General features: G+C 51.1%; 16 protein-coding genes. 1 reads left to right on the top strand and 15 read right to left on the bottom strand.

Annotated features, from left to right (window positions below):
* Window positions 1-66: 66 nt before the first annotated feature.
* Window positions 67-1,158 (bottom strand): iron-sulfur cluster carrier protein ApbC, encoded by a 1,092-nt coding sequence (gene apbC, locus CEK71_RS03075; protein WP_088618012.1) that lies wholly within the window; start codon window positions 1,156-1,158, stop codon window positions 67-69.
* Window positions 1,159-1,318: 160 nt separating this feature from the next.
* Window positions 1,319-2,848, bottom strand: a complete 1,530-nt coding sequence (locus CEK71_RS03070) for a TAXI family TRAP transporter solute-binding subunit (RefSeq protein WP_088618011.1) — start codon at window positions 2,846-2,848, stop codon at window positions 1,319-1,321.
* 185 nt (window positions 2,849-3,033) lie between these two features.
* Between CEK71_RS03070 and trkA the strand changes: the two genes are divergently transcribed.
* Window positions 3,034-4,401 (top strand): Trk system potassium transporter TrkA, encoded by a 1,368-nt coding sequence (gene trkA, locus CEK71_RS03065; RefSeq protein ID WP_088618010.1) that lies wholly within the window; start codon window positions 3,034-3,036, stop codon window positions 4,399-4,401.
* Between the two features lie 24 nt (window positions 4,402-4,425).
* On the opposite strand, the gene CEK71_RS03060 is transcribed toward trkA, so the two are convergent.
* The 13 genes from CEK71_RS03060 to cmoA form a co-directional block, all read right to left on the bottom strand.
* Window positions 4,426-5,442, bottom strand: a complete 1,017-nt coding sequence (locus tag CEK71_RS03060; protein ID WP_088618009.1) for a phytanoyl-CoA dioxygenase family protein — start codon at window positions 5,440-5,442, stop codon at window positions 4,426-4,428.
* Between the two features lie 105 nt (window positions 5,443-5,547).
* Window positions 5,548-6,603 carry a UDP-glucose 4-epimerase GalE gene (galE, locus tag CEK71_RS03055; protein ID WP_088618008.1) on the bottom strand — a complete coding sequence of 352 codons (1,056 nt, stop codon included), beginning with the start codon at window positions 6,601-6,603 and terminating at the stop codon, window positions 5,548-5,550.
* The gene (locus tag CEK71_RS03050; protein WP_088618007.1) at window positions 6,600-7,448 is read right to left on the bottom strand and encodes an HlyC/CorC family transporter; all 849 of its coding nucleotides are present in this window, start codon (window positions 7,446-7,448) and stop codon (window positions 6,600-6,602) included. Before CEK71_RS03050 ends, galE begins: the two co-directional genes overlap by 4 nt.
* A complete protein-coding gene (gene ybeY / locus CEK71_RS03045) occupies window positions 7,438-7,911 on the bottom strand; it encodes an rRNA maturation RNase YbeY (RefSeq protein WP_088618006.1) in 474 nt (157 codons plus the stop codon). Before ybeY ends, CEK71_RS03050 begins: the two co-directional genes overlap by 11 nt.
* Window positions 7,908-8,891, bottom strand: coding sequence for a PhoH family protein (locus tag CEK71_RS03040; protein WP_088618005.1), 984 nt, complete (start codon window positions 8,889-8,891; stop codon window positions 7,908-7,910). The genes ybeY and CEK71_RS03040 overlap by 4 nt, the downstream gene beginning before the upstream one ends.
* Window positions 8,892-8,899: 8 nt before the next feature.
* Entirely contained in the window at window positions 8,900-10,255 is a 1,356-nt protein-coding gene (gene miaB / locus CEK71_RS03035) for a tRNA (N6-isopentenyl adenosine(37)-C2)-methylthiotransferase MiaB (protein ID WP_088618004.1), read from the bottom strand.
* Window positions 10,256-10,492: 237 nt separating this feature from the next.
* Complete coding sequence (locus CEK71_RS03030; protein ID WP_088618003.1) at window positions 10,493-11,044, bottom strand: hypothetical protein; 552 nt, start codon at window positions 11,042-11,044, stop codon at window positions 10,493-10,495.
* A gap of 192 nt (window positions 11,045-11,236) precedes the next feature.
* The gene (locus CEK71_RS03025) at window positions 11,237-11,440 is read right to left on the bottom strand and encodes a cold-shock protein (RefSeq protein WP_088618002.1); all 204 of its coding nucleotides are present in this window, start codon (window positions 11,438-11,440) and stop codon (window positions 11,237-11,239) included.
* A 188-nt stretch (window positions 11,441-11,628) separates the two neighbouring features.
* The gene (locus tag CEK71_RS03020; RefSeq protein WP_088618001.1) at window positions 11,629-12,045 is read right to left on the bottom strand and encodes a CBS domain-containing protein; all 417 of its coding nucleotides are present in this window, start codon (window positions 12,043-12,045) and stop codon (window positions 11,629-11,631) included.
* Window positions 12,042-12,392: a P-II family nitrogen regulator gene (locus CEK71_RS03015; protein ID WP_088618000.1), complete on the bottom strand. Its 351-nt coding sequence runs from the start codon at window positions 12,390-12,392 to the stop codon at window positions 12,042-12,044. The genes CEK71_RS03020 and CEK71_RS03015 overlap by 4 nt, the downstream gene beginning before the upstream one ends.
* Window positions 12,393-12,404: 12 nt before the next feature.
* Window positions 12,405-13,175, bottom strand: a complete 771-nt coding sequence (locus CEK71_RS03010) for a DUF1538 domain-containing protein (protein WP_088617999.1) — start codon at window positions 13,173-13,175, stop codon at window positions 12,405-12,407.
* Complete coding sequence (locus tag CEK71_RS03005) at window positions 13,172-13,900, bottom strand: DUF1538 domain-containing protein (RefSeq protein ID WP_088617998.1); 729 nt, start codon at window positions 13,898-13,900, stop codon at window positions 13,172-13,174. The genes CEK71_RS03010 and CEK71_RS03005 overlap by 4 nt, the downstream gene beginning before the upstream one ends.
* A gap of 63 nt (window positions 13,901-13,963) precedes the next feature.
* Complete coding sequence (gene cmoA, locus CEK71_RS03000; protein WP_088617997.1) at window positions 13,964-14,704, bottom strand: carboxy-S-adenosyl-L-methionine synthase CmoA; 741 nt, start codon at window positions 14,702-14,704, stop codon at window positions 13,964-13,966.
* Between the last annotated feature and the right edge of the window lie 11 nt (window positions 14,705-14,715).

The raw sequence follows: 14,715 nt of genomic DNA, 5'->3' as shown, positions 1-14,715 counted from the left end.
AACATTCCAAGCCGCTACCACCACTACCAGTGGTAGCGGCTTGGAACGGGCAAACTCCCCTACCCCTTAGCTGTTCTGCACGACAATCGTCGGGAAACGGCTACTGAAATCTTTGGCTTTTAACGCCAGCCTTGCCGCCGTTTTACGCGCAATCGACTTATAAATTTCGGCAGCACGGCCATCAGGGTCGGCGACCACGGTCGGTCTGCCCAAATCGGCATCTTGGCGGATAGCGATGTCCAGCGGCAACGCCCCCAGAAAATCCACCCGGTTGGCTTCCGCCATCACCACGCCGCCGCCCGTGCCAAAAATCGCCTCTTCATGGCCGCATTGCGAACAGATATGCAGGCTCATGTTCTCGACAATCCCCAAGACCGGCACATTGACTTTCGCGAACATGCTTAGGCCGCGTTGCGCATCAATCAAGGCAATATCTTGCGGTGTGGTGACGATGACCGCACCGCTGACCGGAATCTGCTGCGCCAAGGTCAATTGGATGTCGCCCGTACCCGGCGGCAAATCAATCACCAGATAATCCAGGCCTTGCCAATTGGTATCGCGGAGCAATTGCTGCAAGGCATTGGTCGCCATCGGCCCGCGCCAAATCATCGCCTGCTCGGCCTGTACCAAATAGCCGATAGAAATGGTCTGCACCCCATAGGCCACCTTGGGCATCATGGTTTTGTTATCGTGGCTTTCCGGCGTACCCGACAGGCCTAACATGGTCGGGATGCTCGGCCCATAAATATCGGCATCTAAAATGCCCACTGTCGCGCCTTCTGCGGCTAAGGCCAAGGCCAAATTCACTGCTGTGGTCGATTTGCCCACCCCGCCCTTACCCGATGCGACGGCAATAATATTTTTAATTTGCGGATAGGGCTTTAAGGTTTGTTGGACGGCATGGGCAATAATTTTAACCCCAACCGTCACCGTTAAACTGCCAAAAGTCGCCAAACTGTGCAAGTGCTGCTCAACAGCGGCCTGCATCGTCGCTACAATGCTTTGGGCAGGATAGCCCAATTCAATAGCGACCGTGACATGGTCGCCGTCTACGGTAATCGCCTTTACTGATTTTGCCGTGACTAAATCGACCCCGTGGTTAGGGTCTATAAACGTTCTCAGCAACTGCTCGACAGTTGCCTTATCTATGCTTGACATGGGTATTCCTGATAAATTGACGATAAAAAAACGGTATGTGGCTCAGGATATAAGCCATGACGTATTTTTTCAACACAATTTACGCTAACCCCGCCGCCCCAATCGGCAATAACAATGCCAAAAAAGCCCGGCAGGGGATATTTACCCGTTTTTTTAGCCTTTATTGCTGCACATTACGCGTGATTTGCTGCTCAACATCCGCCAATTTCTGGGTCACTTTCGCGGCAATGTCAGCATGTTGGCTTTGCCACGTTTTACTGACCACAAAGGTCGCCGGTGCCGCTACTGTCTGGATACTATAAGCATCGGGAATGGCTTGGCTGTAATCGCCAGATGACAATGAGGTGGCCTGATAACCGCCACTGCCCAGTAACGCCGGGTCATCAATGGCCACTAACTTCAGCGTTTTACGGTTTAATAAACGGTCTATTGCCGCCGCGTGGGGTGCGGCCATATAAAGCAGGCACGCTTTGGTCTGCACTGCCTTATTAATGGCATCGACGTAACTGGCGGCATCTTTGACGGCGACCTGCCCATACCGGGGATTCAGGGCGACAAACTTATCCCAAGTCAGACGCGCCCCGGAAGACCGGGGAATCCATACCGTTTGCCCTGTCATATCGGCAATGGTGGAGGTCTGGGCGCTAACATGACAGGCTAAGTGGGCAGCTTCAAGAAACGGCCTAAACACCACGTCCATTTGTTGGCTATCGGCCTGCGCATCGCCTTGGATAAAGCCCGCATCACATTCCCCTACCGCCAGTTTTGCTAAAATCTCCGGCGTACCCAAGGTAATGACCGGGTTTACGTTGACCCATTCAACCAATTCAGGCAACAGGTTGGTTTGCGCCACCTTATAATAAGGGCCGCCTTCCGAACCGACACAGACATTAAAATCGGCTTGCCCGGATTTTAACGCCGCCTCGGAGACCACAGCCGCTGCGGGAACCCCTTGGGGCAACCAACCGGGATTAGGAGGCGTTGTGCCATAGTGGCGGCGGGCGGCATCCAATCGCACCAACTGCGCCCGTAATTCGGCATTAGCCCCGGCCAAACGCTCCGCTTCCGCCCGCCATTGCTGATAATCCCTATTATCTTGGTGATGATAAGCATATTCGCCCGCCGCATTCGGATTATTCAGCAATTTATACAAAAATTGCCCGGAGAGCATTCCGAACGTATCACTGCCGCCATTAACCATTGCAGGCGCTTGGGTTTGGGCCTGCTGGTAACGGCTTCTTGTCCCCCACGCATCAGGCTCTTGGGCCGCTTGTTGATACAGGCTGTTATCGGCATAACGTTGCCGATATTTTTGTAAATCCGCCACAGGAAAATGCTTGGGTTTTGCCGCCGACGGTGACTGGGAGGTATTGCTGGCGGCAGTTTTAGCATCAGCGACGGCTTTTCGCTTAGCTTGCGAACTATACGGTTGCAATAAAGATGAATTATAAGGCTTGCCAAACTTTGCCCCCACCGAACTGCCAGCACTTTTTACTACCGAAGAGCGGGTGCCGCTATAACTTTTAAATGCCGAAGAACTGCTGCTTTTCGGTGCCGAACTAAAATAGCCCGGCCTGCTGCTGGCACTAAACGTATAGGTCTTCGCCCAAACAGAACAGGGGCTTAATAAGGCGATAGCCAACGGAAGGGAAAATAAGATCGGTTTCAGGCGGTCGTTATCGGTAGTCATGCGCATTCTTGCCGTTATGGGATTTAAAAACAATAGGTGGCTTTATCATCGCTTTCTCTTGGCAAAATGGCAACTGTCCGACGCGAAAAATTCGCTGAAAAACGCGTATTTTTCCCCTCGCCGCTTAGCATTGCCGTGCAATAATGCGACAATATCCCTAATTATCGGCAGTAAAACGGAGCGTTATGAAAATATTAATTTTAGGGGCAGGCAAAACCGGCACATCGGTTGCCGAAGCATTAGCGGGCGAAGATAACGACATTGTCGTGGTCGATGATAATGCCACCCGCCTTGAGGCCTTAAAAGAACGCGTGAATATCAGCACCGTGGTCGGCAATGCCGCCTATCCCCATATCCTGGAGTTGGCCGGGGTGCGCGAAGCCGATTTGGTTATTGCCGTCACCGACCGTGACGAAACCAATATGCTCGCCTGTACCATTATCAAAACCCTCTACGGCGGCATAAAAACCATCGCGCGGGTACGCGCCATTGATTATATGAAAAACCCCAACCTGTTTGGCGCAGGCGGCATTCCGATAGATATTGTCATCAGCCCCGAACAAAGTGTCATGGAATCCATCCGCAATCTCATAGAATTGCCGGGTGTATTGCACATTTCGGATTTTGCCAACGGCTTAGTGCGCCTGTTCTCGGTAAAAGTGGCGGCGGGCGGCTTTTTGACCGGAAAAAAAATCAAAACCCTCAAAGGGCGTTTAAGTGAAGGTAAAATCCGTGTGGCGGCGATTTTCCGTAACGGTATCGCCCAACCGACCAACGGCGAATCGGAAATTGCCGCCAATGACGAAGTGTTCTTTTTCGCCCCTAAACTCGAAGTGCGCCGCTTGCTAAAGGACTTAGGCTGCTTGGAAAAACCGCTTAAGCGCATCATCATTGCGGGAGGCGGCCATATCGGCAAACGCTTGGCACTGGCATTGGAAAAAGACCATTATGTGAAAATTATCGAACTTAATCCGAAACGGGCCCGCAAATTGGCGAATGAGTTGGATAACACCATCGTCTTGCAAGGCGATTGCGGCGACGAAATGCTGTTGCTGGAAGAATCCATTGATAAGACCGACCTGTTTTGTGCCATTACCGATAATGACGGAGAAAATATTATTGCCGCCGCCTTGGCAAAAGCCCATGGCGCCCGCAAGGCCATCTGCATCCTCAACAATCTTTGTTACAACAAATTGCTGCCGGGTACGGGCATAGACCTCGCCGTGCTGCCTTATGTCGAAACCTTAGGGGGTATACTCAAACATGTCCGGCAAGGCGATGTCGCCCAAGTCAGCCTATTGCGCAACGGCACCGCCGAAGCCATTGAGGCCATCGCCCACCACAGCCACGGCGAAAACTCTGTGGTAGGGCGCAAGGTGGACACCGTCAAGCTACCCGAAGGCATTATCTTAGGGGCGCTCATCCGTAATAACGAAGCCATAGGCATACATCATGACACACTGTTTGAAGAAGGCGATCATGTGGTGATGTTTACTTTAGATAAAAGCCATATCCCCAGCATTGAAGAAAAGTTTAAGTCGTTATCGGCATAAGCTGTTAGATTATCCTAAGGCCTGTTAATAAAACCCCGTATCTGTATAACGCAGCAAGCCGTTTTTTGCCAAACGTTGTTCGCGCTTAGCCATCATGCGCCGCCAAAAAAACTCAAACGCCCGCGCCGTCAACCGTGGGCACGGCGTAAAAAAGGGGTTAAAAGGATTATCCCGCGCCTGCATCCATATCACCATCCGCGTGGCCTGCCCTTGGGCATCACCACGCCTATGGATGCCGTGGACATTACTGATGAGCAGGGTATTGGCAGGAACGCAGAACACCTTCGGCGGCTGGCATTGCATAAAGTCCAAATCGTCGGGGCCGACGCGGAACGAACCGTCCCAATACCGCGCCGCCGCATCCTGCCCCACAGGGCGGCTTGCCAGCAGGCTTTGGCGGTATTCCCAGCGCAGCCGCCGCCAGCTCAAACGGTAGGAACCGGGAATGCAGACATGCGGGCCATTACGGTCATCGACATCATCCATAAAGAACCAGCCTTTTATGCACGGATGAAAAGTATCGATATGTAAGTCTTGTTGGGGGTCGGTAGCCGTTGCGTCAAGGCTATGGAATTTTAAGTTTTCCACATAAAAAAGTGGCAGGCGGTTTTTAGAAGAGCAATAGCGCATTAACTTGCTTAAGGCGATATTGTTAATAAAGCGTTGGCATTGCGGCAAGAGCTTAGCCTTGGCACGGTCGAGAAACAGGCGCTGGGTCAGCGTGTCACCCTCCAGCGTTTCACTGATGGGGCCGTTATAAGCCTTTAGCTCCTGTTTTAAGGCCGCAAAATCCGCTTCAGGCAGAAAGTTAGGCTTTAAAATAAACCCATTGTCCAGAAAGGCTTGGCGGTCTTGCTTAGCCAGCAACGGGCTTAGCAGCATAAGGCGGAACCGGAACAGCAAATGCGCCACCACCAGTCGGGCGACATGCAGGCCGCAACGGTTCAGCCAGTAATTGCCGATAATCGGATTGTTACGGAATGATTTTTCCCAAGAAAACACCAACAGCAGCCAATACGGCAGTTTGAATAGCTTTTTCATAACAATAGCCTAAAGTGACAATGGGTTGGTGTGGGAAGCCTAACCTGATCCGCCCACGCCCCACAAGCCTGGCATAGACCGAGGAGCGGTCACGTCTCTTGGCTTTTAAGCTGTGTAGCCCTGCGGATTTTTGCTCTGCCAATTCCAAGTGTCGGCGACCATATCATCAAGATTTTTTTCCGCCCGCCAACCCAGTTCCTGCAACGCCCTGTCGGGATTGGCGAAACACTCGGCCAAATCCCCTGCCCTGCGCCCAACTACCTTATACTTGACCGGACAGCCTGTAACGCGCTCAAAGGCATGGATGATGTCTAAAACACTGTAACCTTGACCCGTGCCGAGGTTATAAGGCCGGCAGCCGCCTTTGGCGAAACTCTCGCCTGCCAGGGCGGTTATCGCCTGAATATGGCCTTTGACCAAATCGACAACATGGATATAGTCACGGATACCCGTACCGTCAGGAGTCGGATAGTCATTACCGAACACCGACAATTGCGGCAATTTGCCTATCGCCACTTGCGCCACATAAGGCATCAAGTTATTCGGTATGCCATTAGGATCTTCGCCAATCAACCCGCTGGCATGTGCCCCTATCGGGTTAAAATAGCGCAACAAGGCGATTTTCCACGGCATCGGCTCCGCATTAATGGCATCGGCGGCCGCTAAATCCCGCAAAATGTCCTCAACCATCGCTTTCGACCGCCCGTAAGGGTTAATAGGTCCTAGAGGAAAATCTTCGGCATATTGCGGCGACACAGACTCGCCGTAAACGGTCGCCGAAGAGCTGAACACCAATTGCTTCACACCCGCCGCCGCCATCACCTCAGTCAGTACCAATGTGCCATAGACATTGTTATGGTAATACAAGGTCGGTTGGGCACAGGACTCACCGACTGATTTTAGGCCTGCAAAATGGATCACCGTGGTAATGCTTTCTTGGGCAAAAATGGCCGTTAATGCTGCTTTATCACGGATGTCCACCTGATAAAACGTCAGGGGCTTACCCGCAAGCTGTTGTGCGCGTACCAACGCTTCGGTTTTGCTATTGGACAGATTATCCACCACCACAATCTCATAGCCCGCTTGCAGCAATTCCACACAAGCATGGCTACCGATATAGCCGGCCCCGCCCGTCACCAAAATTTTGCCTTGACCGCTCATTTAGGCTTCCTTATTTTCAGCTTAATCAAATGGACGCGGCGGTTATCGGCCCTAACCACCTCAAAACGCAAGTCGCTCACCACCACGCTCTCGCCTTTTTTGGGCATGTGCTCGAGCTGGCTGACCACAAACCCCCCCACCGTGTCATACTCGTCGGTAGCCAAATGAGTGGCAAAATACTCGTCAAACTCCTCTATCGGAGTCAGTGCCTTAATTAGATACTCATAATCGTTGCGCTTAAAAATGTAGCCATGATCCTCGTGGTCGTCATGTTCATCTTCAATATCGCCGACAATTTGTTCCAAAATATCTTCAATCGTCACCAAGCCGGCCGCTTGGCCGTATTCGTCCACCACAATCGCCATGTGGTTGCCGTTGGTGCGCAATTCTTTCAATAACACATTTAGGCGTTTGCTTTCAGGCACCACACAAGCCGGGCGCATAATCTGCTGCACGGTCATGGATTTATTTTGCAGGACATGGGTCAGCAGATCCTTAGCCAACAACACCCCAACCACCTTGCTACGGTCATCCTCTATCACCGGATAACGGGAATGGCAAAATTCAATGACCAAAGGAAAAATGGCTTCTAGCTCGGCTTCTTGTGGCACAACCACCATTTGGATGCGTGGAGTCATAATATCTCTGACCCGCATTTGCGAAACCTGCAAAACCCCCTCGATCATTGCCAGCGCGTCCGTATCCAGCAACTCATTTTCGCGGGCTTCCCTTAATATTTCCTTGAGATCTTCCAAGTCTTGCGGCTCTCCGCTAAGTAAATGGCCGAGTTTTTCAACCCAGCTTCTCGGCGGAGACTGTCTACTAGGAGGATGGTCATCGCTCATGGTCTGTTACCTGTAAATAAGGATTACGAATAGTCAATTGTTGCAAAAAAACGATTTCTTTACTTTCCATTTCTTCGGCATCCGCCTCGTCGATATGGTCATAACCGAGCAAATGCAAAACGCCGTGGATAATGATATGCGCCCAATGGTCAAGCAATGGCTTGCCTTGTTGCTCAGCTTCCGCTGCCAAAACCGGGGCGCAAACCACCAAATCGCCCAGCAAAGCCGATTCGAAACCGTCAATGTCAGGGGCTTCGAAGGGGAAGCTAAGGATATTGGTAGGGCCTTGCTTGGCGCGGTAATAGCTGTTCAGTTCAGCACTTTCTTCAATGCCGACAATACGCACGACAATTTCAGTATCTTCGTTAAGGGCAGCTAAAGCCGTATCGACCCAGCGTTGCAGGCTGGCATCGTCAGGCTGGCCATCAGATGCAAATACCCGCTGGACATCAAGCCAGTTCATAAGGGGAGTGTTTTAGATTTTTTATCGTAAGCTTCATAAGCGGTGACAATACGCTGCACTAAAGGATGCCTGATAACGTCGCGGTTATTGAAAAAGGTAAAGCTAATGCCTTCTACATCTTGTAAAACCTCCAGTACATGCCGCAGACCGGACATTTTTTCCGAAGGCAAATCGACTTGGGTAATGTCGCCCGTCACTACCGCCGTCGAGCCGAAGCCGATACGGGTCAAAAACATTTTGATTTGCTCGACGGTGGTATTCTGCGCCTCGTCCAAAATGATAAACGCATCATTAAGGGTACGCCCACGCATAAAGGCCAGCGGAGCCACTTCAATAATGCCCCGGTCGATCATTTTCTCGACCCGCTCGTTGCCAAGCATATCATAGAGGGCATCATAAAGGGGGCGTAAGTAAGGGTCAATTTTTTGTGCCATATCACCCGGCAAAAAGCCCAATTTTTCGCCCGCTTCAACCGCCGGACGCACTAAAATGATTTTTCTGACCCGCTCATTCTGCAAAGCCTCAATGGCACATGCCACCGCTAAAAAAGTCTTGCCCGTACCCGCAGGGCCTATGCCAAAGTTAATGTCATGGCTGACAATTTTGCGCAAATAGTCTTGCTGGTTTGCCCCACGGCCTTTAATCATGCCGCATTTGGTCTTAATGGCGACATTAGCCGGCTGGGGTTGCGCTTGCGCCTCTTCTTCGAGCATTGCGTCTATGGAAGAGTCCTGCATGGCAAGGTGGATCATTTCCGCCGTCAAGCACTCCGTTTCGGTGCTGGCAAACAACTTTTCCATAATGGCGCAAGCGGCTTTCACAGAGCGGTCTAAGCCAGTCACTTTAAACTGGTTACCACGGTTAGCGATTTCGACTTGCAGACGGGCTTCAATTTGCCGTAAATGGGCATCAAGCTGACCACAAAAATTGGATAACCTGCCGTTATCGGCAGGCAGCAGGGCGATTTCCTGTGAGATCATAAGATTAATTAAACAGTGGCGGCAATTTTAGCGACCGACGATTCCACCAAACGCCCGCGTAGGGAATTAGGTAAAGCTTCGGCAATCAACACGTCAACAAATTGGCCTGCTAGGCGGGGGTGGGCGATAAAATTGACCACGCGGTTATTTTCCGTACGGCCTTGCATTTGCAACGGGTTCTTTTTGGATTGGCCTTCGACCAGCACCGTCTGCACCGTCCCAATCATGCGGTTGGCAATCGCCGTCGCCATGGCATTAATGCGGTTTTGGAACTGCTCCAAACGCTGTTTTTTTACCGCCATCGGCACATCATCAGGCAAGTCGGCGGCAGGTGTACCGGGCCGGGCGCTATAAATGAAGCTGAACGACAAATCAAAGCCCACTTCTTCAATAAACGCCATGGTTTCGGCAAATTCCGCATCGGTTTCGCCAGGAAAACCAATGATGAAATCCGAAGACAAGCATATATCAGGGCGCACTTGGCGCAATTTACGGATAGTTTCGATGTACTCGGCGCGGGTATGTCCGCGTTTCATCTTTTTTAAAATAGAATCGCTGCCGCTTTGCACGGGCAAATGCAAATGGTTGACCAATTGCGGAATTTCCGCGAACGCCTCAATCAGATTATCGGTAAATTCGACCGGATGCGACGTTGTAAAGCGGATGCGCTCAATACCGTCAATCGCCGCGACATAATGCAGCAATAAGGCAAAATCGGCGATATCGCCGTCATCCATCAGCCCGCGATAGGCATTGACGTTCTGCCCTAACAAATTGACCTCACGCACGCCTTGCTTGGCTAAAGAGGTGATTTCGGCCAGCACATCATCAAGCGGGCGGCTGATCTCTTCGCCGCGCGTATAAGGCACGACACAGAACGTACAATATTTGCTGCACCCTTCCATTACTGACACAAACGCTTTTGGGCCTTCGGCACGCGGTTCCGGCAAGGCATCAAACTTTTCAATTTCGGGAAAAGAAATATCGACCACAGGCAAGTGCTTATTGCGCACTTGGTCGAGCAATTGCGGCAAACGGTGCAAGGTTTGCGGGCCGAACACCATATCGACAAACGGGGCGCGTTTTTGGATGTCAGCACCTTCTTGGCTGGCGACACAACCGCCGACCCCAATCACTACATCAGGGCGTTTTTCCTTAATCATCCGCCATTTGCCTAACGCAGAAAAGACTTTCTCTTGGGCTTTTTCGCGTATGGAACAGGTGTTCAGCAGCAAAACATCCGCTTGGGTGGGGTCATCGATCAATTCAAAACCGTGCGAAGCATGGAGGACATCCCGCATTTTGTCGGAATCGTACTCATTCATCTGGCAGCCGTTTGTTTGAATATACAGTTTTTGGGTCATATTTTTAGGGTAAACATCTGAAAATCACTAAGGCCGGACACAAGTTTAGCGCTGTTGGGCCATAGGGTATTTGTAAGCATAATACAATGACGAATCCATTAAGATTCTTTTAGGTGGGCATTATAACCTGAACAGGCTATGAACAGGCAAAACTGTATTGACAAAACGACGCAACCTTTACCTGTGTATAAGGGCAACTGGGCAGTAACGGCAAAACCAAGGGCAGCAGGCAAGCGCCTAGCCTTGACCTTCCTCAAAAATCTCCGGCAAGGACGGCGCCAGCCGTTGCTCAACGGTATAGACGGCACGGTTTAAAATGCCCAGATTTTTTTCTTCGCCGATCTGGATACCCATCACATAAAAAATAGGCATCCAAAACGGGTTAATAAGGATACCGCCCAACACGCTTTTCCAAGTGCGCCGGACATTTTTCAGTATGTTATAAGAATCGACCAAGGGCGGCATCTGATGCTCGGCAAATACGGCCGCTATTGGCCGCAACCGCAGCTTATCGCGGCGCTCAAGCTGAGCCATCGCCTCGGCCAGCTTACGTTCCATATCGTGATAATTTTTCCGCGCACAACCGGAAGACACAGCAAACACCAAGGCGACCGAGGGCAGCAGCACGGTCGGCGGCATGAGCGGCGCGAACGTGGACGACAGTATCACCACGCCCAAGCCTAACATTAGAATATCTTCACCGCGTTCGACATCCTTATCCAGCGCCTTAACAATGGCGGCGACCGGATCAGCAGACGGTTCTTGCAAATACTGTTTGGACTTGGGCATAACGGCATTCTCCTTAGAACATATTCTATTGATATATCCATATTATAGAAAAATGTCAAGACCCATCATGGGTTTTTAAAACATACCCTTAAATCCGCGCCGAACCCTGTGGGACTGGGCCGCTAAACAGCGGCCATAAAAAAAGCTTTTGTGAACACCACAAAAGCTTTTTTAAGGTTATGTAAGCGCGGGTTACTTAGTGCTTACATTGGTGGCGGTCAAACCTTTAGGGCCTGATTCAATATCGAAAGTGACTTTTTGGCCTTCTGCCAACGTCTTAAAACCTTCGCCTTGAATCACCGAATGATGCACGAACACATCTTCGCCGCCTTCGCTAGGGGCGATAAAACCAAAGCCTTTAGTGTTGTTAAACCATTTTACGGTGCCTGTTGTCATTAGAAAACTCCTGAGATTAAAACTTATGGTTAGAACAGATCGACAACATTGATAACCGGATAAGCATTAAAAGAGACTTCCACTGGCTCAACATTTTGACTCTGTGAGTGCGAATTGTACTGATATTTTTTGCCCGATGCTATTTCTCAACACAGAAGCGCGTAAATTTGTGAACCAGTCGGCAATTTTCAGCGTTGCTCGGACAACAGATATAGCCCGTCCAACACCAACGAATTGGGGCTGACCATGCCGATCACCTCACGGTTGGCAATGACCGGCGCACGCACCAAATTATAGTCGGCGAACAAGCGCGAACAATAGCGGATGTCCATATCAGGATGCACGGAAATGACCGGTTTGCTCATAATTTCATAAACATTCACCCGTTCCGGGGCGCGGTCTTTCGCCAACACATGGCGGGCAATATCGCCGGAATTAATCAGCCCATACTCGTCGTCGTCATGGCGTTTATTGACGATCAGCACCGAGGTCTTTAATGCCTTCATGGTGCGTAAAGCCTCGGCGACCGTGGCAATGCCGTCAATCGTGCCAAATTCGGTTTTCATCACATCTTTGACACGAATGACCACAGGTTTAGTTATCATAATTTGTCCTCAATTTCCCGGGTTAAGGTTTCCATCTGGCGGGTCACGCCGATGGCATCTTCGACATCAATCTGAAAGGCAATGCCAGTACCCGGTTTGTTGTCAAATTCGGCGACACTGGCGATTTTTTCCAAAATATGGCGGCTCAGATGCTCTTCAACCAGCATCAGCAAGACATCGCGCTGGGCCTCCAAATTCAGGCCAAAAAAGGTTTTGGACTGCTTCATGCCCTCACCCCGCGCATTGTTAATGACCGTCGCGCCTTTCGCGCCATACTCACGCGCCGTCGCCAACACCAGATCGGTTTTGTCATCATCAACAAAAGCGATAATTAATTTAAAGTGCATAACTGATAGACCTCAAGGTTTCGGGTGCGGCTTGCCTAGCGTCTGCGCTAACTGGGCGTAAGCCAATACGGCAATGATAGGGAACAGACTGGCAAAGGCGATCAGGCCAAAACCGTCCACTAAAGGGTTGCGTCCGGGTACGGTGGTGGCCAGCCCCAAGCCTAAAGCCGTCACCAACGGCACCGTCACAGTCGAAGTGGTCACACCACCCGAATCATAAGCCAAAGCAATAATCATTTTCGGTGCAAACATTGTTTGAATAATAACTACCACATAGCCGACCACAATATAAAAATACAGCTCCGTGCCGGTGACGATTCGGAAGGTGCCTAAGGCAATGCCGACCGCCACCCCAATGGACACGGCAATACGCAAACCCCAGGCGCGGATCGCCCCGCCGGAAATTTGCTCGGCTTTCATGGCGACCGCCAACAAAGACGGCTCCGCCAAGGTGGTGGCAAAGCCAATACAGGCGGCGAACACATACACCCAACTGTAGGTCAGCCAAGTGCGCGGCCCGGTTGCGGCGATGCCTAAGAATTCTGGCGAGGTCAGTTGTGTCGCCATCAGCTTGCCGAGCGGAAATAAAGCCATGTCCAAGCCCTCCAGAAAACAGGCGATACCCAGCACCACATAAAAAAAGCCGATAGCGATTTTACGCGGGTTTGCCAAGGGCTTGCGGATCACCAACAACTGAAAGCCGATAATAATCGCGGCAATCGGCAAAATATCGCGGCCAGTCGCCAACAGCATATCGGCAAAATGCCAGAGCCATGCACTCATCGTAACATCCCGTAAGCCATCACAAAAATCATCGGGGTCAAGGACGCGAAGGCAATCAGGCCAAAGCCGTCAATCATCGGATTACGGCCTTTAATGGCGGTCGCCAAGCCCACCCCTAACGCGGCGACCAGCGGCACGGTAATCGTGGACGTCGTCACACCGCCGGAATCGTAGGCGATGCCGATAATATCAGCGGGGGCAAATGGCGTAACCGCCGTCACCACACAATAGCCGCCGATAATCAGATAATGCAACGGCCAGCCGCGAAGAATGCGCAACACGCCGACTAAAACAGCCACCCCTACCGATAAGGCCACCGTCAGGCGCAAACCTAAAGCATAGCTTTTACGCGCCGCGTCAGAATCGGCGATAATATGGCCTTGGGCGGCGATCCGCGCCGCCTCGTCGCTGATAGCGATCAAGGCCGGCTCCGCCACGGTCGTGCCGAACCCCAAGCAAAAAGCGAAAATCAGCAACCAAAACACGCTGCCCTTACGCGCAAAAGCATAAGCCATAGACTCCCCTAAGGGGAACAAGCTTTGCTCCAAACCTTGGACGAATAAGGCCAAGCCAAACACAACCAACACCATCCCTTCAAGCAAATGGGCGACATCAGGAATAGGCTGGCGGATAACGGCAACTTGGAAAACCAACACCACCGCCAAAATCGGCAGCAAATCCAAACAACTGCTGAATAATTGCCTAATGAAGCGGTTTTTTAACATAGCCCTGCCCTTTATCCTTAAAACGTCTAATTGCCGCCATAAACCCTATTAACGGCGGTGTATCTACCTCTTAACCGCCATCATACAAACAAAGTTGAACCATTGGAAATAAGTATCCCGATGGGCAAAGCCGGCACGCTCCAATAGCGCCATATTTTCATCAAGGCGGTACGGAATCAGCACATTTTCCAAAGCCTCACGCTTGCGCTGGTTTTCGGTATCGCTATAGCCGCTTTGGGAGGTTTTAAAATGCAAATAATGGTCAATATAGACTCGGTTCAGCAACGGGTCTTGCGCGAGTATTTTCTCGGACAGCAACAACAGCCCACCCGGCCTGAGGGCTTGGTAAACAGTATTTAACAGCCCTTGCCTGTCAATAGGCCGGACAAACTGCAATGCCCAGTTCAAAATCACCACATTGCAGGGCGGCAAGTCGGTAAGGTCAGCTAAATCCGCCAAGCGCAAAGACACCTGCCCTTTAGCGGCTTGCGCCGCCAACTTTACCTGCGCCTTAGCCAGCATCGGGGCGGAATTGTCCAAACCGATAAACAGGGCTTGGCTTGGGCAACGCGGATGGGCGGTCAAATGCGCCAGTGTCGTACCCGTCGAACACCCCAAATCACAGACTACCCCCGCCTCAGCGGGCAGAAAGTCCATAATCAAATCGGCTTGGATACGTTGTATTTCGTTATAAAACGGCACACTCCGCGCCACCATATCATCGAACACCCCCGCGACCCGCTCATCAAAAGCAAAATCCTCGACACGGGTGATCTGTTTAAAAAGTTTATCTTGATAGGTCATAGCAAATAGGC

Origin of the sequence: Methylovulum psychrotolerans, assembly GCF_002209385.1 — a bacterium.
Classification (GTDB): domain Bacteria; phylum Pseudomonadota; class Gammaproteobacteria; order Methylococcales; family Methylomonadaceae; genus Methylovulum; species Methylovulum psychrotolerans.
This window is presented reverse-complemented; position numbering and strand designations above follow the sequence as displayed.

What these genes read in the sequence shown, in the direction of transcription:
- apbC (WP_088618012.1), bottom strand. Translation starts at nt 1,158, where the DNA reads ATGTCAAGCATAGATAAGGCAACTGTCGAGCAGTTGCTGAGAACGTTT.
- CEK71_RS03010 (WP_088617999.1), bottom strand. Translation starts at nt 13,175, where the DNA reads ATGAGTGCATGGCTCTGGCATTTTGCCGATATGCTGTTGGCGACTGGC.
- CEK71_RS03040 (WP_088618005.1), bottom strand. Translation starts at nt 8,891, where the DNA reads ATGATCTCACAGGAAATCGCCCTGCTGCCTGCCGATAACGGCAGGTTA.
- cmoA (WP_088617997.1), bottom strand. Translation starts at nt 14,704, where the DNA reads ATGACCTATCAAGATAAACTTTTTAAACAGATCACCCGTGTCGAGGAT.
- CEK71_RS03070 (WP_088618011.1), bottom strand. Translation starts at nt 2,848, where the DNA reads ATGACTACCGATAACGACCGCCTGAAACCGATCTTATTTTCCCTTCCG.
- CEK71_RS03060 (WP_088618009.1), bottom strand. Translation starts at nt 5,442, where the DNA reads ATGAAAAAGCTATTCAAACTGCCGTATTGGCTGCTGTTGGTGTTTTCT.
- CEK71_RS03030 (WP_088618003.1), bottom strand. Translation starts at nt 11,044, where the DNA reads ATGCCCAAGTCCAAACAGTATTTGCAAGAACCGTCTGCTGATCCGGTC.
- CEK71_RS03025 (WP_088618002.1), bottom strand. Translation starts at nt 11,440, where the DNA reads ATGACAACAGGCACCGTAAAATGGTTTAACAACACTAAAGGCTTTGGT.
- CEK71_RS03050 (WP_088618007.1), bottom strand. Translation starts at nt 7,448, where the DNA reads ATGAGCGATGACCATCCTCCTAGTAGACAGTCTCCGCCGAGAAGCTGG.
- galE (WP_088618008.1), bottom strand. Translation starts at nt 6,603, where the DNA reads ATGAGCGGTCAAGGCAAAATTTTGGTGACGGGCGGGGCCGGCTATATC.
- CEK71_RS03020 (WP_088618001.1), bottom strand. Translation starts at nt 12,045, where the DNA reads ATGATAACTAAACCTGTGGTCATTCGTGTCAAAGATGTGATGAAAACC.
- ybeY (WP_088618006.1), bottom strand. Translation starts at nt 7,911, where the DNA reads ATGAACTGGCTTGATGTCCAGCGGGTATTTGCATCTGATGGCCAGCCT.
- trkA (WP_088618010.1), top strand. Translation starts at nt 3,034, where the DNA reads ATGAAAATATTAATTTTAGGGGCAGGCAAAACCGGCACATCGGTTGCC.
- miaB (WP_088618004.1), bottom strand. Translation starts at nt 10,255, where the DNA reads ATGACCCAAAAACTGTATATTCAAACAAACGGCTGCCAGATGAATGAG.
- CEK71_RS03005 (WP_088617998.1), bottom strand. Translation starts at nt 13,900, where the DNA reads ATGTTAAAAAACCGCTTCATTAGGCAATTATTCAGCAGTTGTTTGGAT.
- CEK71_RS03015 (WP_088618000.1), bottom strand. Translation starts at nt 12,392, where the DNA reads ATGCACTTTAAATTAATTATCGCTTTTGTTGATGATGACAAAACCGAT.